Annotated in this window: 25 protein-coding genes; 10 read left to right on the plus strand and 15 right to left on the minus strand. The window is 60.7% G+C overall.

The genetic code is table 11. The annotated features are described in order from the left end of the window. Window positions 1-42: 42 nt before the first annotated feature. The 4 genes from KX729_RS15325 to hmgA form a co-directional block, all read right to left on the minus strand. The gene (locus KX729_RS15325; RefSeq protein ID WP_219743341.1) at window positions 43-465 is read right to left on the minus strand and encodes a GlcG/HbpS family heme-binding protein; all 423 of its coding nucleotides are present in this window, start codon (window positions 463-465) and stop codon (window positions 43-45) included. A 111-nt stretch (window positions 466-576) separates the two neighbouring features. Further along, window positions 577-1,212 carry a maleylacetoacetate isomerase gene (gene maiA, locus KX729_RS15330; RefSeq protein ID WP_246617622.1) on the minus strand — a complete coding sequence of 212 codons (636 nt, stop codon included), beginning with the start codon at window positions 1,210-1,212 and terminating at the stop codon, window positions 577-579. Continuing rightward, the gene (locus tag KX729_RS15335) at window positions 1,212-2,228 is read right to left on the minus strand and encodes a fumarylacetoacetate hydrolase family protein (RefSeq protein WP_219743342.1); all 1,017 of its coding nucleotides are present in this window, start codon (window positions 2,226-2,228) and stop codon (window positions 1,212-1,214) included. Before KX729_RS15335 ends, maiA begins: the two co-directional genes overlap by 1 nt. Before the next feature lie 111 nt (window positions 2,229-2,339). After that, window positions 2,340-3,701 carry a homogentisate 1,2-dioxygenase gene (gene hmgA, locus KX729_RS15340; RefSeq protein ID WP_219743343.1) on the minus strand — a complete coding sequence of 454 codons (1,362 nt, stop codon included), beginning with the start codon at window positions 3,699-3,701 and terminating at the stop codon, window positions 2,340-2,342. A 73-nt stretch (window positions 3,702-3,774) separates the two neighbouring features. Between hmgA and KX729_RS15345 the strand changes: the two genes are divergently transcribed. Beyond that, window positions 3,775-4,248 (plus strand): MarR family winged helix-turn-helix transcriptional regulator, encoded by a 474-nt coding sequence (locus KX729_RS15345; protein ID WP_219743344.1) that lies wholly within the window; start codon window positions 3,775-3,777, stop codon window positions 4,246-4,248. Here KX729_RS15345 and KX729_RS15350 read toward each other — a convergent pair whose 3' ends face one another. Beyond that, window positions 4,249-4,728, minus strand: coding sequence for an Lrp/AsnC family transcriptional regulator (locus tag KX729_RS15350; protein ID WP_219743345.1), 480 nt, complete (start codon window positions 4,726-4,728; stop codon window positions 4,249-4,251). 125 nt (window positions 4,729-4,853) lie between these two features. On the opposite strand from KX729_RS15350, the gene hppD reads away from it, so the two are divergent. Continuing rightward, complete coding sequence (gene hppD, locus KX729_RS15355; protein WP_219743346.1) at window positions 4,854-5,969, plus strand: 4-hydroxyphenylpyruvate dioxygenase; 1,116 nt, start codon at window positions 4,854-4,856, stop codon at window positions 5,967-5,969. Window positions 5,970-6,179: 210 nt separating this feature from the next. On the opposite strand, the gene KX729_RS15360 is transcribed toward hppD, so the two are convergent. The 3 genes from KX729_RS15360 to KX729_RS15370 form a co-directional block, all read right to left on the minus strand. Beyond that, window positions 6,180-7,130, minus strand: a complete 951-nt coding sequence (locus KX729_RS15360) for an isoaspartyl peptidase/L-asparaginase family protein (RefSeq protein ID WP_219743347.1) — start codon at window positions 7,128-7,130, stop codon at window positions 6,180-6,182. Between the two features lie 83 nt (window positions 7,131-7,213). Next, window positions 7,214-8,806: an ABC transporter substrate-binding protein gene (locus tag KX729_RS15365; RefSeq protein ID WP_219743348.1), complete on the minus strand. Its 1,593-nt coding sequence runs from the start codon at window positions 8,804-8,806 to the stop codon at window positions 7,214-7,216. Continuing rightward, the gene (locus tag KX729_RS15370) at window positions 8,803-9,369 is read right to left on the minus strand and encodes a MarR family winged helix-turn-helix transcriptional regulator (protein WP_246617623.1); all 567 of its coding nucleotides are present in this window, start codon (window positions 9,367-9,369) and stop codon (window positions 8,803-8,805) included. The genes KX729_RS15365 and KX729_RS15370 overlap by 4 nt, the downstream gene beginning before the upstream one ends. A gap of 195 nt (window positions 9,370-9,564) precedes the next feature. Here KX729_RS15370 and KX729_RS15375 point away from each other — a divergent pair, with 195 nt between their 5' ends. The 6 genes from KX729_RS15375 (at window position 9,565) to KX729_RS15400 (ending at window position 15,553) form a co-directional block, all read left to right on the plus strand. Beyond that, window positions 9,565-10,266: a creatininase family protein gene (locus tag KX729_RS15375; protein WP_219743349.1), complete on the plus strand. Its 702-nt coding sequence runs from the start codon at window positions 9,565-9,567 to the stop codon at window positions 10,264-10,266. 80 nt (window positions 10,267-10,346) lie between these two features. Beyond that, on the plus strand, window positions 10,347-11,318 hold the full coding sequence (locus KX729_RS15380; RefSeq protein WP_219743350.1) for an ABC transporter permease: 972 nt from the start codon (window positions 10,347-10,349) through the stop codon (window positions 11,316-11,318). Window position 11,319: 1 nt separating this feature from the next. Further along, entirely contained in the window at window positions 11,320-12,195 is an 876-nt protein-coding gene (locus tag KX729_RS15385; protein ID WP_219743351.1) for an ABC transporter permease, read from the plus strand. After that, on the plus strand, window positions 12,192-13,892 hold the full coding sequence (locus KX729_RS15390; RefSeq protein ID WP_219743352.1) for a dipeptide ABC transporter ATP-binding protein: 1,701 nt from the start codon (window positions 12,192-12,194) through the stop codon (window positions 13,890-13,892). Before KX729_RS15385 ends, KX729_RS15390 begins: the two co-directional genes overlap by 4 nt. 31 nt (window positions 13,893-13,923) lie before the next feature. After that, a complete protein-coding gene (locus KX729_RS15395) occupies window positions 13,924-14,808 on the plus strand; it encodes a polysaccharide deacetylase family protein (RefSeq protein WP_219743353.1) in 885 nt (294 codons plus the stop codon). Beyond that, window positions 14,801-15,553 (plus strand): SDR family NAD(P)-dependent oxidoreductase, encoded by a 753-nt coding sequence (locus tag KX729_RS15400; protein ID WP_312991078.1) that lies wholly within the window; start codon window positions 14,801-14,803, stop codon window positions 15,551-15,553. The genes KX729_RS15395 and KX729_RS15400 overlap by 8 nt, the downstream gene beginning before the upstream one ends. A gap of 18 nt (window positions 15,554-15,571) precedes the next feature. Here the strand turns inward: KX729_RS15400 and KX729_RS15405 are convergent, their stop codons facing one another. Beyond that, the gene (locus KX729_RS15405) at window positions 15,572-15,886 is read right to left on the minus strand and encodes a hypothetical protein (protein ID WP_219743355.1); all 315 of its coding nucleotides are present in this window, start codon (window positions 15,884-15,886) and stop codon (window positions 15,572-15,574) included. Between the two features lie 69 nt (window positions 15,887-15,955). After that, window positions 15,956-16,879, minus strand: coding sequence for a LysR substrate-binding domain-containing protein (locus tag KX729_RS15410; RefSeq protein WP_219743728.1), 924 nt, complete (start codon window positions 16,877-16,879; stop codon window positions 15,956-15,958). 86 nt (window positions 16,880-16,965) lie between these two features. Here KX729_RS15410 and KX729_RS15415 point away from each other — a divergent pair, with 86 nt between their 5' ends. Further along, on the plus strand, window positions 16,966-17,874 hold the full coding sequence (locus KX729_RS15415) for a DMT family transporter (RefSeq protein WP_219743356.1): 909 nt from the start codon (window positions 16,966-16,968) through the stop codon (window positions 17,872-17,874). A 31-nt stretch (window positions 17,875-17,905) separates the two neighbouring features. On the opposite strand, the gene KX729_RS15420 is transcribed toward KX729_RS15415, so the two are convergent. After that, window positions 17,906-18,517, minus strand: a complete 612-nt coding sequence (locus KX729_RS15420) for a DUF922 domain-containing Zn-dependent protease (RefSeq protein ID WP_312991079.1) — start codon at window positions 18,515-18,517, stop codon at window positions 17,906-17,908. Between the two features lie 217 nt (window positions 18,518-18,734). Here KX729_RS15420 and KX729_RS15425 point away from each other — a divergent pair, with 217 nt between their 5' ends. After that, entirely contained in the window at window positions 18,735-19,046 is a 312-nt protein-coding gene (locus tag KX729_RS15425) for a hypothetical protein (RefSeq protein WP_219743357.1), read from the plus strand. Between the two features lie 16 nt (window positions 19,047-19,062). Here KX729_RS15425 and KX729_RS15430 read toward each other — a convergent pair whose 3' ends face one another. From KX729_RS15430 to KX729_RS15445, 4 genes are all read right to left on the minus strand, one after another. Continuing rightward, the gene (locus KX729_RS15430; RefSeq protein WP_219743358.1) at window positions 19,063-19,974 is read right to left on the minus strand and encodes a TIGR03571 family LLM class oxidoreductase; all 912 of its coding nucleotides are present in this window, start codon (window positions 19,972-19,974) and stop codon (window positions 19,063-19,065) included. Between the two features lie 2 nt (window positions 19,975-19,976). Next, window positions 19,977-20,936, minus strand: a complete 960-nt coding sequence (locus KX729_RS15435; RefSeq protein ID WP_219743359.1) for a S1C family serine protease — start codon at window positions 20,934-20,936, stop codon at window positions 19,977-19,979. Window positions 20,937-21,128: 192 nt separating this feature from the next. Then, complete coding sequence (locus KX729_RS15440) at window positions 21,129-22,208, minus strand: siderophore-interacting protein (RefSeq protein WP_219743360.1); 1,080 nt, start codon at window positions 22,206-22,208, stop codon at window positions 21,129-21,131. Window positions 22,209-22,344: 136 nt separating this feature from the next. Continuing rightward, entirely contained in the window at window positions 22,345-23,142 is a 798-nt protein-coding gene (locus KX729_RS15445; protein ID WP_219743361.1) for an NAD-dependent epimerase/dehydratase family protein, read from the minus strand. Between the last annotated feature and the right edge of the window lie 104 nt (window positions 23,143-23,246).

Below are 23,246 nucleotides of genomic sequence, written 5' to 3' on the forward strand. Positions count from 1 at the left end.
ATCACTCCGCCCTTCGATAAGGCAATCTCTTGAGAGGAGATCTCAGAACGATTTCAGGAAGAAATCCACACCGGCCTGCGCACATTGCGTGTCCTGCGCCGGCGTGCCGGAGCTGAGTCCAATACCGCCGACCACGTCGCCGTCGACGATGACCGGCAAACCGCCGGCAACCACGAGCAGGCGCCCACCGATCGCCGAATTGATGCCATAGGCCGGGCTGCCGGGCTGGCTGGCGGTGCCATAGCTCTCCGTCGTGCGCTTGGCGCCGGCTGCGGTATAGGCCTTGTCCTGCGCGATGATCGTGCTGGTGATCTTGCCGCCGTCCATGCGCTCGAAAGCGATCAGCTGGCCGGATTCGTCCGTGATGGCGATGCACATCGGCACACCGATCTCTTCCGCCTTGGCACGCGCACCGGCGATCAGCACGCGCGCATCTTCGAGGCTCAAACGCTTAATGGTCAGCATGAAATTCTCCTCCGCAATAAGAATAGGCTATCCAGCCTATGCCAGAAAACCGCGGAGGCGGGTATCGTCTGAAATGCCAATGGACTATTTCCATTCCGGCATGAATGAGGCTCAGCGAGGCGCGTTGTCCGGATGCGCCACAGCAAAGGGCTTCAGGTCGAGGCAGCGCTCGGCGATCTCGACAAGCTTCGGGCAGGCGCTCAAATCCGCTCCCCAGCGCCGTGCATTGTAGACCTGTGGCACAAGGCAGATATCCGCCATGGTCGGCCGGTCACCGTGGCAGAACTGGCCGGTGGAGGACGATTTCAGCAGCTCTTCGAAAGCGACCAACCCCCGTCCGATGAATTTCTGCATCCAGGCGACACGCGCCTCCTCTCCTCCGCCGGTGATCTCCATGACATGCTCGCCGATACTCGAATTGCAGACTGGATGGATCTCCATCGCAATGGCATAGGAAAGCGCCCTCACCCGTTGCCGTCCGACGGAATCGCCCGGCAGGAAGGCGCCGCCGCGCGTTTCATCGAGATATTCGACGATCGCCAGCGACTGGGTGAATGTGTGCCCGTCGATCTCAAGAACCGGCAGCAGCCCCTGCGGGTTGCGGGCCAGATGTTCCTTGGATCGATGATCGTCGGTGAGCATGTTGACCGGAACGGTACGAAACGTTTCCGCCAGCATGTTGAGGGCGATCCTCAGGCGATAACTCGCCGAGGACCGCCAGTAATCGTAAAGAACCGTCTCGTTCATCAAGCCTTCTCGTATTTCGTCACGGTCTGCTCGATGGCGCCGAAGATCGAATGGCCTTTGGCATCCTTCATCTCGATCCGCACCACGTCGCCGAAATGCAGGAAGGGCGTCTTAGGCACGCCGAGATTGATCGTCTCGATCGTGCGGATTTCCGCGATGCAGGAATAACCAGCGCCGCCATCCGCGACCGGCTTGCCGGGTCCACCGTCGAGCTTGTTGGAGACGGTACCCGAACCGATGATCGTGCCGGCAATCAGCGGGCGCGTCTTCGCCGCATGGGCGATCAGTTGCGGGAAATCGAACGTCATGTCGACCCCGGCATTGGCGCGGCCGAACGGCTTGCCGTTCAGATCGACCTTGAGCGGCAAAGTGAGCTTGCCGCCATCCCAGGCATCACCCAACTCATCCGGTGTCACAGCGACCGGAGAGAAGGTCGAAGACGGCTTCGACTGGAAGAAGCCGAACCCCTTGCCGAGTTCCGCCGGGATCAGGCTGCGCAGCGAAACGTCATTGACCAGCATGACGAGACGAATGGCATCGCGTGCGTCTTCGACCGAAGCGCCCATCGGCACGTCATCGACGATGACGGCGATCTCGCCTTCCATGTCGCAACCCCAGGCTTCGTCGGCGAGCATGATCGGATCGCGCGGGCCGAGAAAGGCGTCGGAACCGCCCTGGTACATCAGCGGATCGGTCCAGAAACTATCCGGCATGTCGGCATTGCGTGCCCGACGCACGAGTTCGACGTGATTGAGGTAAGCGGAACCATCCGCCCACTGGAAGGCACGCGGCAGCGGCGACGATGCATCATGTTCGTGAAAACGATGCGTCGGCTGCGCACCGGTCTCGATCCCCTCCGCAACGCGGGCAAGTCTAGGACCGACATGCGCCCAGTCGTCCAGTGCCGCCTGCAGCGAGCGGGCGATATGTCCGACCTCCGAGCAGGTGGTCAGGTCTTTCGACACCACGACCAGACGGCCGTCGCGCGTGGAATCCTTCAGCGTCGCAAGCTTCATGTATCTCCCCTTTGTCTGCCCCTCTCTCCAAGGCAGTATTTTAGAATGTGTGGCGTACGCCCGATAAGGCAACGCCACATGCATCATTGCACCGAATGTCGGCGAAGTCTCTCACTTGATACCCGGCGTTCCGTCGAATTTACGCTCAAGCCCTGTCCAGCAATCGATGTAATTGTCCTGCAGCGTTTCGAGCTCGGCCGCGAACTTCGTAAGCTGTTGCGGAAAGCGCGTCTCGAACATGAAGGCCATGGTGTTCTCAAGCTTGACCGGCTTGAGTTCGCCGTTCGACGCCTTTTCGAAACCGGTGAAATCCGGCCCGTGCGGCAGCATCATGTTGTGCAGGCTCATGCCACCCGGCACAAAACCCTCTTCCTTGGCATCGTATTTGCCGCAGATCAGGCCCATGAACTCGCTCATGATGTTGCGGTGATACCAGGGCGGCCGGAACGTGTGTTCGGCCACCAGCCAGCGCGGCGGGAAGATGACGAAATCGACATTCGCCGTGCCCTCCTCACCCGAGGGAGCGGTCAACACCGTGAAGATAGACGGGTCAGGATGGTCGAAGAGAATGGCGCCGACCGGCGAGAAGGTGCGCAGGTCGTATTTGTAGGGCGCGTAATTGCCGTGCCACGCGACCACATCGAGCGGCGAATGGCCGATCTCGGTGACGTGGAAGCTGCCGCACCATTTCACCTGCACCCGGCAAGGGGTTTCCTTGTCCTCGTAAGCTGCGACCGGCGTTTTGAAATCACGCGGATTGGCAAGGCAGTTGGCGCCGATCGGACCGCGATCCGGCATGGTAAACTTGGCGCCGTAGTTCTCGCAGATATAACCGCGCCAGACCTTTTCCTCTCCGAGACGGGTAACCTTGAACATCATGCCGCGTGGAATGATGCAGATTTCCGACGGCTCCAGATCCATCTTGCCGAGCTCGGTAAAGACACGGATCGAGCCAGCCTCCGGCACGATCATCAGCTCGCCATCGGCATTGAAGAAATAGTCGTCCACCATGTCGGCATTGAACGCATAGACATGCGCCGACATGCCAGTTTGCGTCATCGCATCGCCCGCCGTCGTCATGGTGCGAATGCCCTGCAGGAAATTCGTTTCCTCGGTCGGTGCTGGCAGCGGGCTCCAGCGCAGCTGGCCCAAAGCCAGCGAATGTTCTGCGGCATGCGGCGCTGTCTTCCACAGCGGATAGTCGATCTTGGTGAAGCGGCCGGAATGCCGAACGCTCGGCCGGATGCGGTAAAGCCAGGAGCGCTCGTTGGTGCCGCGTGGCGCGGTGAAAGGCGAGCCGGAGAGCTGTTCGGCATAAAGCCCGTAATTCAATTTCTGCGGGCTGTTCTGTCCCTGTGGCAATGCGCCGGGAAGACTTTCCGCCTCGAAATCATTACCGAATCCCGGCATATAGGCGAGAGCAGCCTTATCGACGGCAAGTTGTGCGGCCTTCGGGTCGATCTTGTCCAGCATGGTATATTCCTCCCATGTCAAAGATATGGTTGCAAATGTAACCATCAATTTTGTAACCATCAACGATAAGACCATGGACAATTTCGAACTCGAACAATTTCTCCCTTATCGGCTGAACCGCGCCGCCGAATTCGTCGGCCTGCGCTTTGCCGCCCATTACAAGGCCAGATACGGCATGACCCGGCCGGAATGGCGCACGCTCGCCGCACTCGGCAGTTCCGGCCGTATGACGGCGAAGGCGATCGGCGTGCATTCCTCGATGCACAAGACCAAGGTGAGCCGCGCGGTGGCGGCACTGGAACAGCGCCGCTGGCTGAAGCGGACGGAGGATGAGGCAGACCGCCGGCTCGAAAATCTCGAACTGACGGCGGCCGGTCAGCAGGCCTACAGGGAGCTCATCGAGCTCGCCCGCCAATACCAGGCCGAGCTGGACGCGGAGATCGGCGAAACCGGCGTTCAAGCGCTTGCGGAAGGTCTGGCGAAAGTCGAGACGGTCATCCGCAAGAGCGCCAGGGGCAAAAAGCTGCCCGAGCCCGACGACCTCTGATCAAGGCTTGGCGTGGTTCCGAACCGGCAATCCGCCAAAATCCTTCAGCACATTGAGTACGATGGACGTCTTGACGTGCTGCACGCTCTCATGCGGCAAAAGCACGTCGTTGACGAAGTGGGAAAGACCCGCGAGATCGCGGGTCACCACTTTCAAATGATAGTCCATCTCGCCGGTCAGCGAAAAGCATTCGAGCACATCCGGCAGGTCTTCGACCAGTTTCTGGAAACGCTTTGCGTTATCGCGGTTATGAGTGGCAAGCGTCACCGCGATGACCACCAGAAGGTCGAGCCCAAGCTTCTGCCGGTCGAGATGCGCCCGGTAGGTCTGGATATAACCCTCGCCCTCCAGCCGCGCCCGCCGCCGCGAACATTGAGACGGTGAGAGCGCGATCAGTTCCGACAATTCGTTGTTCGTCAGCCGCCCGTCATCCTGCAGATGACTCAGGATTTTCAGGTCAAAACCGTCCAACGCTTCCATCATGCATCTCAGCTTTCAAATCTGCACGGATCATGCGCAATCGAAGCAAAAGGCCGTCGAGATTGCAAACACAATGCGTTCAACCTGCATCATTATGGCATGCACCTATTCAGGAGGAGTTTGCCATGGGTCCTTTCCCGCACGATGCACCGGTTTCCGTGATCAGCGCCGACAATCCGGCCGGTACCGATGGGTTCGAGTTCGTCGAATTCGCCCATCCGGAGTCGCAAAAGCTGGAAGAGCTTTTCACCCGCATGGGCTACAAGCCGGTCGCCAAGCACAAGGTGAAGAACATCACCGTCTGGAGACAGGGCGATATCAACTACATCCTCAACGCCGAACCGGGCAGCCATGCCATGCGCTTTGTCGATGAACACGGCCCCTGCGCCCCCGCCATGGCCTGGCGCGTGGTTGACGCCAAGCACGCCTTCGACCATGCCGTCGCCAAGGGCGCAGTACCTTATGAAGGAAACGACAAGACGCTCGACGTGCCGGCCATCGTCGGCATTGGCGGCTCGCTTCTCTATTTCATCGAGACGTATGGCGGCAAGGGCTCCGCTTACGAAGCTGAGTTCGAATGGTTGGGCGCCAAGGACCCGAAGCCTCAGGGCGTCGGCTTCTATTATCTCGACCACCTGACCCACAATGTCTATCGCGGCCAGATGGACAAGTGGTGGGCCTTCTACCGCGAACTCTTCAACTTCAAGCAGATCCACTTCTTCAACATCGACGGCCGCATCACCGGCCTGATGAGCCGGGCGATCACCTCGCCCTGCGGAAAGATCCGCATTCCGCTGAACGAGTCCAAGGACGAGACCAGCCAGATCGAAGAATTCCTGAAGAAGTACAAGGGCGAAGGCATCCAGCACATCGCGGTCGGTACCGACGGCATCTACGAAGCGACCGACAAGCTCGCCGGCAACAGCCTGAAATTCATGCCTGGCCCACCTGACACCTATTACGAAATGTCCGGCGCCCGCGTGAACGGCCATGACGAGCCAATCGAGCGGATGAAGAAACACGGTATCCTGATCGATGGCGAAGGCGTCGTCGACGGCGGCATGACCAAGATCCTGCTGCAGATTTTCTCGAAGACTGTGATCGGCCCGATCTTCTTCGAATTCATCCAGCGCAAGGGCGACGAAGGTTTTGGCGAGGGCAATTTCCGGGCGCTGTTCGAGTCGATCGAGGAGGATCAGATCCGCCGCGGCGTGCTGAAGCCGCAGGAAGCGGCGGAATAAGCGGTTCGGCTAGTTCAATACAGAAAAGCCCGGCGAGTAATCGCCGGGCTTTTGTTTTGAGCGCATACAGCCCCGCATTCGTCACCCTAGGGCTTGTCCCTAGGATCTAAGCCGGTTCAGCAAATTAAACATGGATAGATGCTCGGGAGAGGTCCGAGCATGACGGCGTTTGAAGTTAACGCAGAGGCTCTTATTGGTCCGCTGATCCCCTTACGGCTGGATCTGGAAAATCTCGCCGTGGGTGCCCACAAAGAACTCGCCTTCCGGCGTCACCCAGCCGCGGAACATGCCATCGGTATTATAGGGCGCGGTGATCGAACCATCCGCACCAACGGCAACAAGTCCCGCACCGATATTGTGCTTCTTCAGGTCTTCCTGAATGACCTTCGCTGCCGCCTTCTCCAGGCTTTCACCAAGATATGAAATGCGGGCGCCAACCTCGTGGCCGACCGCATAGCGCATGAAATATTCGCCTTTGCCCGTACCCGAAACCGCACAGGCGCCGTCGCGTGCATAGGTGCCGGCTCCGATGATCGGCGTATCGCCGATACGACCATCCGGTTTGTTGTTGTAGCCACCGGTGGAGGTCGCGGCCGCCAAGTGCCCTTCGCCGTCCAGCGCGACGGCGCCGACCGTGCCATGCTTTTCGGATTCGCTTGCCTTGGCCGCCGTGCCGGCTGCCGCATGTGCCTTCATGGCGGCCAGCGCCTTGATGCGGCGCGGCGTCGTGAAATAGTCGGGTTCGACCATGTCGAGGCCGGCCTTGCGGGCGAACTCGTCCGCCGCAGGACCGCCGAGCAGGATCGCGTCGCCCTTTTCCATGATCTTGCGCGCCGCCTTGATCGGATTGCGGATGCGGCTCACCAGCGTCACTGCACCGGCCTCCAGTGTCCGGCCGTCCATGATCGAAGCGTCGAGCTCATGCTTGCCGTCGGTATTGAGCGCCGCACCATAACCGGCGTTGAAATGCGGCGAATCTTCCATGACGACGACAGCTGCCTGAACCGCATCGAGCGCCGAACCGCCCTTGCTCAAGACTTCCCAGCCGGCTTTCAGCGCGCGGCCGAGATCGACCCGCGATGCTGCCCATTCCTCTTCGGTCAAGTCGAGCTTCGCCATGACGCCGCAGCCGCCATGGATCGCCAGCGCAATCTTTCCCATCGTCTCTCTCCCTGTATCTTCTCAATATGTTTTCAGAAAAAAGGCCGGGCGATTGCCCGGCCAGTTGGCTGCTGCTGGGAGGCTTATTTCGCCGGGCGAATGTTCATCGCCAGCGTGTCTTCGTCGGAGCGCGGAGTGATGACGATACCCTTCTTCATGCCCCAGGCGGACACGGTCGAGGCTATCGCCAGGAGCGGACGGTCGGTAGCGACCAGCGCATTGGCATCCATCAGGAACTTCTCGCGCTTCTTGGCGTCCATTTCGACGGCCGCGTCTTCGATCAGCTTGTCCATGGTCTTGTTGACATAGCCACGCAGGTTGAAGGCGCCGAGCTTGGTCTGCGGATCGTTGGAATGCGCCAACGAAGACAGCGTGTAGTTCGATTCACCCGTCAGCGTGCCCCAGCCGGACATAGTCATCGAATAATCGCCGCGCGTGTTGGCCGGGAAGAACACGGCGCCCGGCTGGGCGTTGGCTTCCACCTGAATGCCGACCGCGGTCAGCATCTGGGCGATCGTCGTGCCGACATCCTTGTCGCCCGGCAGGCGGTCGTTGGTGAAGGAGAACGTCACCTTGAAGCCGTTCGGATAACCGGCTTCAGCCAGCAGCTTCTTCGCCTTGGCCGGATCGGCCTTGGTCGGCTTCACGGCCGGGTTCCAGCCGAAGATGTTCGGCGTGACGAGCTGCGACTGGACGGCGCCCATGCCTTCCATCGAGATTTCCGTCAGCGTTTCGCGATCGATCGCCAGATCGAAAGCTTCACGCACCTTGGGGTCGAGGAAGGGGTTCTTCGGCAGCGGCGAGCCGTCCTTGGCGCTGACCTGCGGCGGCTTATCGCGGAAGTCGAAGGCGATGTTGAACAGGTAAACGCTGTCCGTCTTGGTGATGGTGAGCTTGGAATCCTTTTCCAGCGTCGGAACGTCGGAGGACGGAATGCGAGCGATCAGATCGATCTGGCCGGCCTTCAGCTGAGCGACGCGGGCTGCATCGTTCGGGATTTCCTTACGGGTGACCTTGTCCCACGGCTCCTTCTCACCCCAATAGGCGTCATTCTTGGCGAGAACGAGCTGTTCCTTCGGGGTCCAGGAGACGAACTTGTAAGGGCCGGTGCCGATTGCAGCCTTGCCGGAGTTGAAACCTTCGGCAGCCTTGTCGGCATTGGCGGAGAAATCCTTCGCCGCAATATGCGAGACGATGAACAGGCGGATGAAGTCGGCCGGCAGGTTCGGCGCCGGACCGTCGGTCTTGATACGGATCGTCAGCGGATCGACGATCTCGATGCCGCGCACACGACGGACATAGATGGTCGTCGGGTTCGGGCCGGTGACGGCCGGAATGCGCTCGATCGAGAACTTCACGTCTTCCGCCGTGAAATCGGAACCGTCATGGAATTTTACGCCCGGACGAAGCTTGAATTCCCAGGTATCCGGCGTGATCGCCGTCCAGCTGGTAGCGAGACCCGGCTCCAGTTCGAGTTTGTTGCCGGACTTCACCAGCGAGTCATAGATATGCTTGACCGCTTCGGCATGCGTGCCGGCTGCGGTGAAATGCGGATCGACGGAAAGCGGACCGGCGCGCACGCCGATCGTCAGGTCTGCGGCGAGCGCCATGCCGGACACGCTGGTGGCGAGAGCGGCAGCGAATGCAAATGTACGGAATGCCTTATGGATGGTCATTCTTCGTTCTCCTCTGTGTTTATCATTGGCGGCGAGACAGGTGAATTCACGACGACTTTCGCCAGCAGTTCGGAGAGCATCAGCGTTTCTGCGGGGGTGAGCCCCGACAGCATGGCTTTCTCACGCTCCACCATCGGCTGCATGGCTGAATCGACGATGCGCTTTCCTTCGTCCGTGATATAAAGGACGAAGCTTCTCAGGTCCGCCGGGTCGATTTCGCGACGGATGATGTTCTTGTCGATCAGCTTCTGGATCACCCGGCTGATCGTATTCTTGGGAAAGCCCGATGAGGCACTGATCGCACTTGCCGTCAGCCCGTCAGACAGGCCGAGCGAATACAGCACCACGAATTCGGGCCGCTGCAGGCCGAATTCCTTTTCGATCCAGCGATAGATCGGCACGTTGAATTGCAGCGCCAGGAAATTGATGCGGAAGGAAAGCCAGCAGGGATTTTCCCAAAGCTTGACCGAAACCAGCGCATCGACGGAACCGGCCTCCGGGGACGTCTTGCCGCCTTGGCGAAGGAGTGCGTCGAAGGTTGAAAGTTCCAGTCGCAAAGTCATCTGCCCCCAGAAAACCCGTCACGGATTTTGTTCCGTATGGAACTTGACGATAGATTAATTGGCTGTCAATCTCCTTTTTTAGTTCCGTATGGAACGTTGCACTTGACGAACGCAATGCGCGTCAAGGCACATTTTTTGTGCGCAAGCGCAGGATTTTGGTCGATTTTTGCGCAAGATGCGTGAGTGGGGGATTTTATGAAGATCGCGGACATGAACTGGATCCAGGTCGAGGAACGGGTGGCCGAAGACGACCGCTGCATTCTGCCGATCGGCAGCGTCGAACAGCACGCTTATCTCAGCCTCGCGACCGACATGATTCTGGCCGAGAAGGTTGCGCTCGATGCCGCTGAGCCACTTGGCATCCCGGTCTTCCCGGTCGTGCCCTATGGCCTCGCCTCATCCTTCGCGACCTTCCCGGGCACGTTGACGCTGACGCTTTCGACCTATATCGGCATCATCCGCGACCTGATGGACAGCATCCATCGCTCCGGTTTCCGTCGCATCCTCATCGTCAATGGCCATGGCGGCAACACGCCGATCACCGCTTTCCTGTCCGAATGGATGAACGCTCATCCGGACGCCTCGGTGAAATTCCACGACTGGTGGCGCGCTCCGAAGACGCTCGCCAAGGTTCACGAGATCGACCCGGCCGCCTCGCACGCATCCTGGATGGAAAACTTTCCCTGGACGCGTACCACCGACCAGCGCCAGCCGACGACCTCGAAGCCCAAGGTCGATTTCGCCCGCCTCGCGCGTGTCGGAGCTGCCGCAAAGCGGGAAATGCTTGGCGACGGCAATTATCACGGCCTCTACCAGCGTCCGGACGAGGACATGCTGGCGATCTGGGACGTCGCGGTCACTGAGACCCGCGAGCTTCTCGAAGGCAACTGGCACTAATTGCCCGCGCCAAACGCGCAGGCACAAATTCGGCCCGCCAAGCCCACGCAAGATGGGTAACGGGAGAGAACGGGGAACTTATGTTCGCTTTTATTTTGCAACGCCTCTGGCAGGCGGTCATCGTCGTATTCGCGATGTCCGCGCTCGTCTTCTGTGGCGTCTATGCGGTGGGCAATCCCATCGACGTGTTGATCTCGCCCGACGCGACGCAGGACATCCGCGCCGCCGTCATCGCCCAATACGGCCTCGACCAGCCGCTCTGGCACCAGTATTTCGCGTTTCTCGGACGCCTGTTGCACGGCGATTTCGGCCGCTCGCTGGTCTATAACATGCCGGTCAGCGAACTGATCCTGTCGCGCCTTCCGGCGACGCTCGAGCTGACGCTGATCGCGGTGATCTTCGCCAGCCTCGTCGGCATTCCGATCGGTATGTATGCGGGTTACCGGCCGCATAGCATCATCTCGCGCGCCATCATGGCGATTTCGATCCTCGGTTTCTCGGTCCCTACCTTCTGGTTCGGCCTGATGTTGATCATGGTGTTTGCCGTGCAGTTCGGCATCACGCCGGCCGGCGGTCGCGGCGAGACGGTGAGCCTGTTCGGTGTTGAATTCAGCTTCCTCACTGCAGATGGCTGGGCGCATCTCGTCCTGCCGGCCTTGAACCTGTCGCTCTTCAAGTTCTCGTTGATGATACGGCTTGCACGCGCTGGCACCCGCGAACTGATGCTGAGCGACACGGTGAAATTCGCCCGCGCCGCAGGCCTGTCCGAATTTACGGTGCTCAGCCGCCATGTGCTGCGGCTGATCTCTATTCCGCTCGTCACCGTCTTCGGCCTTGAACTTGCCTCGACGCTCGCGTTTGCGGTCGTCACCGAGACGATCTTCTCCTGGCCCGGCCTCGGCAAGCTCATCATTGACAGCATCACCTCGCTCGACCGTCCGGTCATGGTCGCCTACCTGATGCTGGTCGCCTTCCTGTTCATCGTCATCAACCTCGTGGTTGACCTCACCTATGCGCTGCTCGATCCGCGCTTGAGAAAAGGACGGGCTTAATATGCGCGACACCCTACTCGGCCGTTTTCTGGAAGAATTCTTCCGCAACAAGGTCGCGACTGCCGCCGCGGCCGTCGTCCTGCTCATCGTTCTGACCGCGCTCATCGCCCCGCTGGTGACGCCGCAGGACCCTTACGATCTCACCAGCCTCGTGCTGCGTGATGCCCGCCGTCCGCCGGGCTATATCGGCACCGGCGGTTACACCCATTGGCTCGGCACGGATTCGCAGGGCCGCGACCTCCTGTCCGCCATCATCTATGGCCTGCGCATCTCGCTGCAGATGGGCGTCATCGCCGGCGGCATCGCCTTCACCATTGGCGCCATTGTCGGCTGCTCGGCCGCCTATATCGGCGGGCGCTTCGAAGCCCTCGCCATGCGCATCGTCGACCTGCAGCTTTCGTTCCCGGCGATCCTGCTGGCTTTCGTCATCGCCGCGATGCTCGGTCAGGGGCGTTACCAGCTGATCATGGCGCTGATCTTCGCCCAATATGCCTATTTCGCCCGCACCGCCCATGGAGCGGCCTCGGCGGAACGGCAAAAGGATTATGTGGAGGCGGCACTCTCCATCCCGCTTTCGCCGCTCCGCGTCGTGCTGAAACACATCCTGCCGAACTCGCTGCCGCCTCTCATCGTCGTCGCGACCGTACAGGTGGCGAGCGCGATCTCGCTCGAAGCCACCCTCTCCTTCCTCGGCGTCGGCCTGCCGCCGACCGAACCGTCGCTCGGCATGCTGATCGCCAACGGTTTCCAGTATCTGCTGTCCGGTCGCTACTGGATTTCCATCTATCCCGGCATCGCGCTGATCATCTTCATCGTCTCGCTGAACCTCGTCGGCGACCAGGTGCGTGACCAGCTCAACCCGAGGCTCCGCCGATGAGCGCCCTTCTCGAAGTCACCAACCTCAAGACCTGGTTCCCGACTGCCCGCGGCGAAGTGAAGGCCGTCGATGGCGTCTCCTTTTCGATCACACCGGGCGAAGTGCTTGGCCTGGTCGGTGAATCCGGCTCCGGCAAATCGATTACCGGCTTCTCGATCATCGGCCTGATCGACGAACCCGGCCGCGTTGTCGAAGGCTCGATCAAGCTCGAAGGCCGTGAACTGATCGGCCTGCCCTCGCATGAATTGCGCGCCATCCGCGGCAAGACCATTTCCATGGTCTTCCAGGATCCGATGATGACGCTGAACCCGGTGCTCAGCATCGGCACGCAGATCAAGCTGGCGCTGGAAGCGCATGAAAAGATCAGCGCCGCCGATGCTCGCGAACGGGCGATCAAGGCGCTGGCCCAAGTGCGCATCACCGAACCGGAACAGAAGGTCGATTTTTTCCCGCACCAGTTTTCCGGCGGCATGCGCCAGCGCGTGGCGATCGCCATCGCCCTGCTGCACCGCCCGAAACTGATCATCTGCGACGAACCGACCACGGCGCTCGACGTCTCGGTTCAGGCCGAAATCCTGGCCGAAATGAAGGAACTGGTGGCCGAACTCGGCACCGCGCTGATCTGGATCAGCCACGACCTTGCAGTCGTATCGTCGCTCGCGGATCGCGTCGCGGTGATGCGCCATGGTCATATTGTTGAGATCGGCCCGGCGCTCGGCGTGCTGACCAAACCGCAGCACGACTATACTAGGGCGCTGCTTGATGCCCTGCCGTCGCGCGCCAAGCCCGGTCAGCTTCTGCTGCGCGGGGCTGGCATTGCCGATGCCGCACCGCCGCCGCGTAAATCCGCGACGGCAAACCTGCCGCCGCTCGGCAGTCCCTATCTCGTCATTGAGAATGCCGTGAAGCGCTTCCAGAAACCGGCAGGCTTCTTCCGCAATATCGCCATCAAATCCGGCATCGCCCAGCCGGCGCCGGTGGTGCAGGCGGTGGATGGCGTTTCGATCACCTTGAAGCGCGGCGAAGTGCTCGGCCTCGTCGGCGAATCCGGCTCCGGCAAATCGACGCTCGGCCGCATGGCCGCCGGCATCATGGTGCCGACAGCGGGTGGCGTGCTTCTGAACGGCAAACCGGTCATGAGCGGCGGCCGGAGCGCCCGCAAGATCACCACGCGCATCCAGACGATCTTCCAGGACCCGTTCGCCTCGCTGAACGGCCGTATGCGGATCGGTGATATTCTGGCCGAAGGTCCGCTTGCGCACCGGTTGGTGACGCGCGCCGAGGCGCCGCAATATGTGCAGGAATGGCTGGCCGCGGTCGGCCTCGATCCGACTTTCGCCAACCGTTTCCCGCATCAGTTCTCGGGCGGCCAGCGGCAGCGTATCGCGATTGCCCGCGCACTCGCCATGCAGCCGGATGTCGTCGTCTGCGACGAGCCGGTCGCTTCGCTTGACGTCTCGATCCAGGCGCAGATCATCAACCTGCTGATCCGCCTGCGCTCCGAGCTGGACCTGTCGCTGGTCTTCATCAGCCATGACCTCTCGGTCGTACGCCACCTCTGCGACCGCGTCGCGATCATGTATCGCGGCAAGATCGTCGAGGAGGGCGAAGCCGGTCCGATCTACGACAATCCGCAGCATGACTATACCAAGCGGCTCTTGGCAGCGGTGCCGGTCCTGCCCCAAGCCGCCGAATAATGTCAGCAGAATAACAAAAGGGAGAACCAGCATGGAACCGTGGGAATGGGATGAAGCGACCTGGCGCGGCAAGGTCAACAAGGTGCGCGCCGGACGTTCGCTGAAACCGAAGGCCTGGAAGGATGGCGCGCGCTGTGCGGTCGCGCTTTCCTTCGACAGCGACCACGAGACCAACGAGTTGCGCGACGGCGGCGAATCCATCGGCCGCATGTCGCAGGGACAGTACGGCAACCGCATGGGTGTGCCGCGCATTCTCGAAACCCTGCGCAATGCCAATGTGCCGGCCACCTTTTTCGTGCCGGCCGTCGCCGCCCTGCTTTATCCCGACGAACAGCGGCAAGTGATCGCCGAGGGCCACGAGATCGGCCTGCACGGCTGGATCCATGAAGTGAACACCAAAGTGCCTGCGGACAAGGAGCGCGAACTGCATTTCCGCGCCGCCGACACGCTGGAAAAAATCACCGGCATCCGCCCGGTCGGCATGCGCACCCCATCCTGGGATTTCTCCTACGAGACACTGAAGATCGAACGCGAACTCGGCCTTCTCTACGATTCCTCGCTGATGGCCGACGACGATCCGTATGAACTGGTCGAAGACGGCGAGCCGACCGGCATCGTCGAGATGCCGGTCGAATGGATCCGCGACGACGCGGTCTATTTCAACATGAACCGCTTCACCGCCCATCGTCCCTACACGCCGCCGCCGGCCGTACTCGACATCTTCAAGCGCGAATTCGACCGCGCCTACAAGGAAGGCGGCCTGTTCCTGCTCACCATGCATCCGCATGTGACGGGTTACCGCTCGCGTATCTTCGTACTCGAAGAGCTGATCCAGCATATTCAGGGCCATGAAGGCGTCTGGTTCGGCACCCATGCGGATATCGCCCGCTTCGCAAAGGAGAACGGTGGTGAGTGACGCGCGCAAGGTTGCATTGGTTACCGGCGGCGGACGGGGGATCGGGCGTGGTTGCGCGCTCGATCTTGTCCGCAACGGCTTCAATATCGTCCTCGTCGACATGATCGAGGAAGACCTTGCCCGCACGGCGCAGGAAATCCGCGATCTCGGCGGCGAAGCGCTGACCTTCATCGCCGACGTGCGCGAACACAAGCGTGCAGCGGAAATCGTCGCCGAAGTCGATGCGAAATGGGGCTGCATCGACGTCCTGTTCAACAACGCCGGCAAATCCAATTCGAAAGGCATCGAGGAGATTTCCGAAGAGGAATTCGACACGACGATCGACATCAACCTCAAGGGCGCTTTCAACTACATCCAGGCGACTGTGCCCGTGATGAAGAAGAACGGCGGCGGGCGGATCATCAACATGTCGTCGATGAACGCCCACACGGGCGGCGTGACGAGCGCGGTCAGCAAGTTCTCCTATACCGCGGCCAAGGCCGGCATCATCGGCATGACCAAGGCGCTCGCCAAGGAACTCGGGCCGGAAATCGTCGTCAACGCGATCTGCCCCGGCGTGATCAAAACGGAACGCTCGAACGGGATGATCGATGCCCGCGAGGCACAGCTTGCCGCCGGCATCACGCTGAAGCGCGTCGGCACGCCGCAGGATGTTGCGAGCGTCGTCACCTTCCTCGCGACCTCCGAACCGAATTTCATCACCGGCCAGGATATCGAGATCGACGGCGGCCAGTGGGTGCGTTGAGGCGGGTGCGCTGATCTTCTAACGATCGATCAAAATCGTCATGATCGCCACGTGCTCCGGCAGGGCAATCAAAAACTCCGGGTCCCGGTCGAGGTGATGCACCTTGTCCGGGTCTCCACCGGTAAAGGCCGCCATGGCCTCGAAATCCGGCCAATAGGACGTCGTGATGAATTCTGTCTCGGCGCCCTGCTCTTCCCGGAAAAGCTGCACGGCGAGTGCGGTTTTGACCAGAGGCGGAATGCCTGCCTCTCTCAGATAGGCCTGGTACTCGTCAGCCCGTGACGTTGGTACTTTGCCGCGCCAAATACGGGCGATCTTGGCTTTGGTCTCCATGCTCACTCCTCGTTCCTCTGAACGAGATGAACTAGGAGCAAGGCGTCTCGCGGCAATGGGAACCCGTATCTACTTGCTCCGCCCAGGTGCCACGAAGGCAGCAATCTCCGCGTCGTCCTTGCCGGCATCGTTCAGGAATCGGCGGGCGAATTCAGCTGCGGATCCCTTCAATGCATCGTTCGGGCGGATCAGGTGGAAGGCCACGTGATGCTCTATCGCCCGTTCCGACACCCGAACCACCCTGCCGTCCGCCAATGCCGCATCGGCGAGCGGCGGACGGGCCAGCGCGATCCCGACACCAGCAGCGCAGGCATCGATCACCAGATTATAATCCTCGAAGCGCCGATCCTGGCCGCGCGGCACATAATCGATACCTTCGACCGCCAGCCACCGCCGCCATGCCTCGAGATTGGAATCGTGCAGGATCGGCAATTCCATGATCGACCGCGCATCCGGCCCAAGCAGTTTCCTGGCAAGAGCAGGCGAAGCGATCGGAACAAGGTTCTCCTGCCAGAGCGGCAGGCTGCGCACCCCTGCCCAAGGACCGCGCCCACAGCGGATCGCAAAATCGATCCCTTCGCTGAAATCCGCCAACCGGTGTTCGAGCACCAATTCGAGATGAACATCGCTCGCCTCGAACTTCGGCAGGCGGGGAAAAATCCACAGCGACGCGACCGAAGGCGTCACCGAGAGGCGCACCACCGTCTTGTTGCGGCGGGGCAGCCAGCGTTCGTCGGCATTGCCGAGCAGAGCCAGAGCCTCCTCGGCACGCGCGAAGAACCGCGTGCCCTCCGGTGTCAGTGTCACGCCACGCGCTTCGCGAGAGAAAAGCCGCACGCCCATCCACCGTTCAAGCCGGGAAATCTGCCGCGAGACGGCGCCATGCGTCACGCCGCCCTCCTCCGCAGCAGCCGAAAATGATCCGAGACGCGCGGCCCGGGCAAAGGTCTCGAGCGTATCGAGCGGTGGAAGCATCTGCGAGCTGTGAACCATACGCACATATGATCATCGATTGAGGTGCTTTTCAAGCACGGCTCGCAGGCGTAATCCATGCATCACCAAAGATCAGGAGACGGGTCATGAGCACGGTCGCAATCGGACGAAAGACAATGAATGAACGGCAGGGTTTCGATAAGGTCGCCTTCGCGGCGATCCTAGTCACGATCGTTTTCTGGGCCTCGGCCTTCGCCTTCATCCGTATCGGTCTGACGGCATTGACACCGGTCGAGCTTGCCACCGCTCGTTATGTCGCAGCCGCCGTTATCGCCGGTGCCTATCTCGCCATCGCCCGCCCGGCTCTGCCCGCCCGCAGCGACGTTCTGCGGCTGATCGTTGCCGCCGTCCTCTTCATCGCCGCTTATGCCGTGCTTCTCAATATGGGCGAACGAACGGTTGCCGCCGGGCCGGCAAGCTTCATCATCAACACCATGCCGGTCATGACGGCGCTGATTGCCATGTTCATGCTCGGCGAAAGGTTCGGTCGCTGGGGTTGGATCGGCACGGCGATTTCGTTTGCCGGCGTCACCCTGATCGCGCTCTCCGGCGCCGATGGTTTCGATCTCGATCCGAATGCGATCCTGATCATCGGCGCCGCACTCTGCTCGGCCATCGCCAGCGTGTTACAGAAGCCGATCCTCAGCCGTATGCCCGCACTCGCCGTCACTGCCTGGTTGCTGCTGATCGGCGCCCTGCCGCTCGTGCCGGCCATTCCCTCGACCCTGCAGGCCCTTGCTGTCGCTCCCGCTTCCGTCAACTGGAGCGTCGCTTATCTGGTGATATTCCCGACAGCGATCGGCTACGTCACCTGGGCAATTGCCCTGAAGCGCCTTTCCGCCGCCCGTGCCGCTAACTTTCTCTACGGCGTTCCGCCGACCGCAACACTGATGGGCTTCCTCTGGCTCGGTGAAATCCCGACCTTGATCGGCGCAATCGGCGGTGTGATGGCAATCTTCGGCGTGCTGGTCGTCAATGTGATGCGCAAGCGTTGATCGCAGCTACTCAGCCGTTGAAAGTCTTGAGCTATTTGCCGTTGACCAGTTGGAGAATGAGCTGATGGACATTGCCGCCATTGCTCAGCTCCATCTTGTCGAAATCGGCGCTGCGCTGACGTTGCGCCTTTGAAATCTCGCCGAGCTTCGTCTGAAGATCGGTCCTAAGTCTCGCACATTTCGGATCGTTCGGCGTGCTGATGGCGAGGCTCACCCGCTCGATCTCCCTCACCATATCGGTGATCATCACGCCATGCACCGCCTCGTGCTTACGCACTCCGGCAATGAAGACGTCCCATTTGGTCTTGAGATCGGCCGCAAGTGTCACTGCCGGTTTCGGCAACATGTAGGTGATGATCAGCTTGGGGCGGGCTACCGTGATCCGGCAGGAACCATCCGGTTGCGGTGTGTATTGCCGTGTCCAGGTCAGCTTGAAATCCGTATGCGCGATGGCGCGAACCTGCGCGCCGACCTTGGGGCCTCGCTCGCCGATCGAGGCATAGAGGCTAACAGCGGAATCCCCTGTAATGCCATAGGTCGAAACCTGCTCGACAGGTTGCCAATCGGCGACCTGCGCATGGGCAGAAAGGGGAAGCAACACAAGGAAGGCAGTCCGCCAGAAAGCTCTAATACCCGTCGCCACACATTCCTCCCGCTTTTGCTGCCGGGGAAACTACGGAGAAGAGCTTGTGGTTGCAATCCACCGAATGGCAGTCGTGAATAGTTTCAAACACGTGGCTCGTCAAAGACTACAAGAATGCAATCAGAAATAATGCCACTTGCCATGTTGTCGACAAAATGGATGATGACAGTTATGCGACATTTGCATGACAGAGCCACAAGGGCCGACGGGGAACATGATGGGTGAAAAACGCAAGCTCTATGAAACGCTTGTGGATGGTGCGATGGATGGACTGACCGACAAGGCGCTCCACGACTACGTCACCCAACGCTGCGACAATGCCTCCGGCAAGAAGATCGTGCAGGCAGCCATTCTGGCGCTGCAGGATCCGCATCTGAAAGACCGCAATATCCTCGACACGATCTGCACGTTGGCCATCAAGCATCGTGCCGAAGACAGGGAAAAAGGCGGCTCCAGCAAGCGGGACGCCTGGCCCGCTCCCTTCGCACGCCATCCGGAAGACGAAGCCCAGAGCTCGAGCTCCGCCTGACACTCTCGGCAAATGCCTATCCTTGGAGGAGAGGCAGCACGTCGGAAGCGAGTTCCGCCAGCACATCGCCGGTCGGCCGCGATCCGCGGACGAGATTAAACGCCACATGCTGGACGCCGGCCTCCCGCAATTCCTCCAGAAGGCTGACGAGAGCCAGTCGGCCGGCTTTATATCCGAGACCGGCCGGAATTGCCGGCGCCAGAGGATCGTCGAGCAATTCGAGCACCATCGCCTGGGAGAAGCTGCGAAATTCGTCGGTCGATTTGGCGATCGCATTTTTCCAGAGTGCAATCCGGTCCTTCTGGACCGAAAACTCGCGATGATAAGTTACCCAGCCCTTTGCGTTGCGGGCGATCCATTCCAGCGACTGACCGGAGGAACCGACGGCGATCATCGGCACTTCGCGCTTTTCCACTCTCGGCAACAGCTCGAAATCCGGTTGTCGCTCCCCGGTCTCCCCAAGCACGGAGCGGTCTGCTTGCAGTGCCGCCGCAACCCTTTGCCAGTTATGACGGAACAGCTCCTTGCGCGCCTCAAAATCGCGGCCGAATACGGCATATTCCGGTGGCCGGTCGCCGGAGCCGAGCCCCAGCGTGAAACGTCCGCCGGACAGGTCGTTCATCGACAACGCGCCCTTGGCCACATGCAGCGGATGCCGCAGCGGCAGCACGATCGCGCCGGTGACGATCTCGATGCGCTTCGTCACCGCCGCCAGCGCGCCGGCCAGAACCCACGGGTCAGAATGGCCGACGGGATCGGGATAATCCGGACTGTTCAGCGGCACGTCGCGCAGCCAAAGGGCGGCAAAGCCGAGTTCGTCGGCCTGCCTCGCCAAGGCGAGCTGCGCGGCGAGATCGACATCGCGCTGTTCGCGCGATTGCATCGGCATCACAATGCCAAGCGAGAGCCGGTCGGGCGAAAACAGCATGATCAGCTCTTCGGACGTGCAGCAGGCACGAGCACCCGTTCGGCGATCTGCTGGTCGAGATCGTAGACGGAAATCGGCGTTTCCTTGCCGATCCGGGTACCATCCAGAAGCCGGATCAGATCGTCGGCGCCGGCCACAGGATGCCCGTCGATCGCCAGAATGAAGTCGCCCTCTTTCAGCCCTGCCTTGTCGGCCGGACTGCCGGGATCGATCCGGCGGATACGCACCGTCGTTTCCTGGATCATGCCGGCCTTCAGGGCAACGCGCCGCGGCAGCGCCGTCGTATCGACGACGATGCCGATCAGGGCACGCCGCACATGGCCGAAACGCAGGATTTCCGACACGACGAAATTCGCCGTATTGGAGGCCACCGCAAAAGCAATGCCCTGTGCGCCGCGAATGACCGCGGTGTTGACGCCGACCACCTCGCCCGATGCCGACACCAGTGGCCCGCCGGAATTGCCAGGATTGAGCGCCGCATCCGTCTGCACGACATCGTCGATCAGCCGCCCGTTGGACGCGCGCATGGAGTGCCCGAGCGCCGACACGACACCCGCGGTAACCGACCAGTCGAAGCCGAGCGGATTGCCGATGGCGATGGCGATATGCCCGCGCCTGAGCTTCTGGGAATCGCCGAGCCGCGCCCAGGCCTGCACGTCCATATCGGCGCGCACCAGCGCGATATCCGTATCAGCGTCGCGGCCAAGTACGGCGCCCTGCGCCACGGTACCATTGGCATTGCGGATGCGCACCGTCTTTGCGTCGGCAACGACGTGATGATTGGTAATGATCAGGCCGTCGGGCGAAATGGCAAAGCCCGAACCATGACCTTGATCGCCGAGCCGCTCGATGCGGCTGACGGCGGGACCGACGCGATCAACAGCGCCGGCAACGGTTTGCGAATAGGCGTCGATAAGGACCCCATCCTCAGGGACCGGAGGATTGATATCGATAAATCCCATTGTGAGAACTCCGGAAATCGCCGCTTCGGAAGAAGAGGCGGAGAAGGAGTTGATGTGGGAGGCTAGCAGGACGCAAACAAGGTCTTGAAATTCAGGCCTGAAACCCACGCCTATACCGGCCGCTGCGTCAGAACTGTCGCCTGTGACCGGATCGAAGATCGCAGCCATTTGAAGCCGCGGAAAGATCCTTCGTCACGCAGCTTCGCTTCGCGCCTCGTCCCCCTGCGCGCCACGGCGCCAATAGGCGATCACCAGTTGCCGGTCCCTCGGCACCGCCCATTCCTTGCGAACGATGCGGCGGATTTCCTTGAAATCGTTGAACTCGCAAGCTGCCCAAACGAATGGGTCATCAGGCAGTGACGCGCGATCGAGCTTGCGCAGCGTTTCCGACAGAAGCCCTGCTGTGCCGGCCGGGCGCCCCTTGCGGAATAGCCAGCGGATCGCGGCATTGTCGAACTTCAGCGGTATGACGTCTTCCGGTCCATCGACCTCGATCCAGACGTCTGCCGTGCGATCTTCCGGAAGGTGGCCGAGGATCCGGGAAATCGCAGGGATGGCGGTGTCGTCCCCCAGCATCAGAAGATGTTGCCCATCCGGCAGATATTCGCCACCCGGACCGTACATGCCGATCACATCGCCGGGCTTTGCCGACTGCGCGAATTTCGCGGCCGGCGTATCAAGGCCGGGATGCATGACAAAATCGACGTCGAACCATCCCTCTTCCACGTTGATATCGCGGATCGTGTAGATGCGGACGATCAACGCGTCGTCACCCTGCGGCCATTTGATGAGACCGTCAGGCCCCATCTTCGGCCAGACGGGCTTTCGCCCCTGCGGTGGAAACAGCAGGCGCAGGTGAATGCCGCCATAAGCGAAGCGACCGATATCCCGTGCCGAAAACCGCAGCCGTCGCATGTGTGGCGTCAACTGCTCTGCCGATACGACGCCGACTTCGCGGAAGAAGACGGGTTTCTCCGAGCCACATCCGTCACCGTGCCAGCGGATACACTCGGTCGAGCCGAGATAGCGCTCCATATGGCCCGCAACACCCATCTTCATATAGGACAGCGTCGTCTCGTCCTCGGCGGACACCCGGACCTTCAGTCCTTCATCGCGCCGCTCCAGAATCATCGAGCCGAAATGGACGCGAAACCGCCATTCCCCTTCCCGCTCGCTGGGAAGCCGGAAATCCGCATGCTCGTCGCACATCTTCATGGTCGCTGCGGCAATTTCCGCGTGGCAGATCATGGTTTCGGCAACGAGTTCACGCATCGATCGAATTCCGGTTCCTGCCGGCCTGTAACGACAGCGGCACAAAGAGGATTCAATCTATCAAGTTTCATCATCACCCGGCAACCGGGTGACGACATTTTCTCGAATGTGTGTCTTCCACGTGCGACGCGGAAACTTACTTTTCGGGGAAGATCGGATCTTCGGTGAACTTGCCGCCCTGATAGATCGCCGCTGCGGATGTCGGCGCCGGACGCTCCTGCGTGGCTTCGAGTTCGGCGCGATAAATCTCGGCATTGTCCTTCGGCTTCCAGCCGAGGAAGGACGCATGCGAATTGTCCCACCACTTGCTGTCATTGTCGGAAATGCCCCAGATGATCGGGCAACCGAGCATTGGCGTGCGGAAGACGCAATCGATCAACGAGACGAAATCGTCATAGGACATCCAGCCGGAGAGCATGCGGTGGTTCAGCGGCTTCTCGAAGCAGCTTCCGATGCGCACGAGCGCCGTTTCCTGACCAAACTTTTCGAAATACATGCGGGCCAGCGCTTCGCCGAAGCACTTTGAAACGCCGTAAAGCCCATCCGGCTTCATCGGCGCCTTGATGTCGATATGCTCGTCCTGGCGATAGAAACCGACGACATGGTTGGAGCTGGCGAACAGGATGCGCGGCTGGCCATGAGCACGCGCCGCCTCATAAAGATTGTAGAGGCCCAGCAGATTGGCGTTGAGGATTTTTGAAAACTCGGCTTCGACCGAAATGCCGCCGAGATGCAGGATGCCGTCGCAACCTTCGACCAGCTTCATGACGGCATCCGCGTCACCCAGATCGCACTGGACAAGTTCTTCGTTCGGGCCGGCCTCGCCAAGATCGGAGATATCGGAAAGGCGAAGAATGTCTGCGAAGCCCGCGAGGCGGGTGCGCATGGCGCGGCCGAGGCCACCGGCTGCGCCAGTGATCAAAAGTCTTTTCAAGAATTCATCCTCCAGATGCAGCGCTTCGTGCTGCGTCGTTCCTAGATAACGCGAACTTGTCCGTGACAAGCGTCATCACTTATCATACATCTTGACCATGACCG

The sequence above is a fragment of the Neorhizobium populisoli genome, assembly GCF_019430945.1.
Classification (GTDB): Bacteria; Pseudomonadota; Alphaproteobacteria; order Rhizobiales; family Rhizobiaceae; genus Neorhizobium; species Neorhizobium populisoli.

What these genes read in the sequence shown, in the direction of transcription:
- KX729_RS15375 (WP_219743349.1), top strand. Translation starts at nt 9,565, where the DNA reads ATGAAGATCGCGGACATGAACTGGATCCAGGTCGAGGAACGGGTGGCC.
- KX729_RS15385 (WP_219743351.1), top strand. Translation starts at nt 11,320, where the DNA reads ATGCGCGACACCCTACTCGGCCGTTTTCTGGAAGAATTCTTCCGCAAC.
- KX729_RS15415 (WP_219743356.1), top strand. Translation starts at nt 16,966, where the DNA reads ATGAGCACGGTCGCAATCGGACGAAAGACAATGAATGAACGGCAGGGT.
- KX729_RS15435 (WP_219743359.1), bottom strand. Translation starts at nt 20,936, where the DNA reads ATGGGATTTATCGATATCAATCCTCCGGTCCCTGAGGATGGGGTCCTT.
- KX729_RS15370 (WP_246617623.1), bottom strand. Translation starts at nt 9,369, where the DNA reads ATGACTTTGCGACTGGAACTTTCAACCTTCGACGCACTCCTTCGCCAA.
- KX729_RS15365 (WP_219743348.1), bottom strand. Translation starts at nt 8,806, where the DNA reads ATGACCATCCATAAGGCATTCCGTACATTTGCATTCGCTGCCGCTCTC.
- KX729_RS15360 (WP_219743347.1), bottom strand. Translation starts at nt 7,130, where the DNA reads ATGGGAAAGATTGCGCTGGCGATCCATGGCGGCTGCGGCGTCATGGCG.
- maiA (WP_246617622.1), bottom strand. Translation starts at nt 1,212, where the DNA reads ATGAACGAGACGGTTCTTTACGATTACTGGCGGTCCTCGGCGAGTTAT.
- KX729_RS15395 (WP_219743353.1), top strand. Translation starts at nt 13,924, where the DNA reads ATGGAACCGTGGGAATGGGATGAAGCGACCTGGCGCGGCAAGGTCAAC.
- KX729_RS15380 (WP_219743350.1), top strand. Translation starts at nt 10,347, where the DNA reads ATGTTCGCTTTTATTTTGCAACGCCTCTGGCAGGCGGTCATCGTCGTA.
- KX729_RS15335 (WP_219743342.1), bottom strand. Translation starts at nt 2,228, where the DNA reads ATGAAGCTTGCGACGCTGAAGGATTCCACGCGCGACGGCCGTCTGGTC.
- KX729_RS15325 (WP_219743341.1), bottom strand. Translation starts at nt 465, where the DNA reads ATGCTGACCATTAAGCGTTTGAGCCTCGAAGATGCGCGCGTGCTGATC.
- KX729_RS15405 (WP_219743355.1), bottom strand. Translation starts at nt 15,886, where the DNA reads ATGGAGACCAAAGCCAAGATCGCCCGTATTTGGCGCGGCAAAGTACCA.
- hppD (WP_219743346.1), top strand. Translation starts at nt 4,854, where the DNA reads ATGGGTCCTTTCCCGCACGATGCACCGGTTTCCGTGATCAGCGCCGAC.
- KX729_RS15345 (WP_219743344.1), top strand. Translation starts at nt 3,775, where the DNA reads ATGGACAATTTCGAACTCGAACAATTTCTCCCTTATCGGCTGAACCGC.
- KX729_RS15425 (WP_219743357.1), top strand. Translation starts at nt 18,735, where the DNA reads ATGGGTGAAAAACGCAAGCTCTATGAAACGCTTGTGGATGGTGCGATG.
- hmgA (WP_219743343.1), bottom strand. Translation starts at nt 3,701, where the DNA reads ATGCTGGACAAGATCGACCCGAAGGCCGCACAACTTGCCGTCGATAAG.
- KX729_RS15430 (WP_219743358.1), bottom strand. Translation starts at nt 19,974, where the DNA reads ATGCTGTTTTCGCCCGACCGGCTCTCGCTTGGCATTGTGATGCCGATG.
- KX729_RS15410 (WP_219743728.1), bottom strand. Translation starts at nt 16,879, where the DNA reads ATGGTTCACAGCTCGCAGATGCTTCCACCGCTCGATACGCTCGAGACC.
- KX729_RS15440 (WP_219743360.1), bottom strand. Translation starts at nt 22,208, where the DNA reads ATGCGTGAACTCGTTGCCGAAACCATGATCTGCCACGCGGAAATTGCC.
- KX729_RS15390 (WP_219743352.1), top strand. Translation starts at nt 12,192, where the DNA reads ATGAGCGCCCTTCTCGAAGTCACCAACCTCAAGACCTGGTTCCCGACT.
- KX729_RS15350 (WP_219743345.1), bottom strand. Translation starts at nt 4,728, where the DNA reads ATGGAAGCGTTGGACGGTTTTGACCTGAAAATCCTGAGTCATCTGCAG.